This is a genomic window from Acinetobacter sp. YH12043, from assembly GCF_013419915.1.
Classification (GTDB): Bacteria; Pseudomonadota; Gammaproteobacteria; order Pseudomonadales; family Moraxellaceae; genus Acinetobacter.
In genome coordinates, this window is record NZ_VOZD01000062.1 from 1 (window position 1) to 1,193 (window position 1,193).

Consider the following 1,193-nt stretch of genomic DNA (forward strand, 5'->3'; position numbering starts at 1 on the left):
GGAATCGTACCCGAAACCGACACAGGTGGTCAGGTCGAGTAGACCAAAGCGCTTGAGAGAACTCTGCTGAAGGAACTAGGCAAAATGGTACCGTAACTTCGGGAGAAGGTACGCTGCCGGCGGTGATAGGACTTGCTCCTTGAGCTGTTGGCAGCCTCAGAAACCAGGCCGCTGCAACTGTTTATTAAAAACATAGCACTCTGCAAACACGAAAGTGGACGTATAGGGTGTGATGCCTGCCCGGTGCTGGAAGGTTAATTGATGGGGTTAGCGTAAGCGAAGCTCTTGATCGAAGCCCCAGTAAACGGCGGCCGTAACTATAACGGTCCTAAGGTAGCGAAATTCCTTGTCGGGTAAGTTCCGACCTGCACGAATGGCATAATGATGGCGGCGCTGTCTCCAGCAGAGGCTCAGTGAAATCGAATTCGCCGTGAAGATGCGGTGTACCCGCGGCTAGACGGAAAGACCCCGTGAACCTTTACTGCAGCTTGACATTGAACTTTGATCTTACTTGTGTAGGATAGGTGGGAGGCTTTGAAGTGGTGACGCTAGTTGCCATGGAGCCGTCCTTGAAATACCACCCTGGTAATATTGAGGTTCTAACTCTGCTCCCTGATCGGGAGCGAGGACCATGTCTGGTGGGTAGTTTGACTGGGGCGGTCTCCTCCTAAAGAGTAACGGAGGAGTACGAAGGTGCGCTCAGCGTGGTCGGAAATCACGCGTAGAGTATAAAGGCAAAAGCGCGCTTAACTGCGAGACCCACAAGTCGAGCAGGTACGAAAGTAGGTCTTAGTGATCCGGTGGTTCTGTATGGAAGGGCCATCGCTCAACGGATAAAAGGTACTCTGGGGATAACAGGCTGATACCGCCCAAGAGTTCATATCGACGGCGGTGTTTGGCACCTCGATGTCGGCTCATCTCATCCTGGGGCTGAAGCAGGTCCCAAGGGTATGGCTGTTCGCCATTTAAAGAGGTACGCGAGCTGGGTTTAGAACGTCGTGAGACAGTTCGGTCCCTATCTACCGTGGGCGCTGGAAATTTGAGAGGATCTGCTCCTAGTACGAGAGGACCAGAGTGGACGAACCTCTGGTGTACCGGTTGTGACGCCAGTCGCATCGCCGGGTAGCTATGTTCGGAAGGGATAACCGCTGAAAGCATCTAAGCGGGAAGCCTACCTCAAGATAAGATTTCCC

1 rRNA gene is annotated in these 1,193 nt (G+C 53.1%); it reads left to right on the forward strand.

From position 1 onward, the window contains the following. Positions 1-1,193, forward strand: a 23S ribosomal RNA gene (locus FTU01_RS15460); the annotation flags it as partial.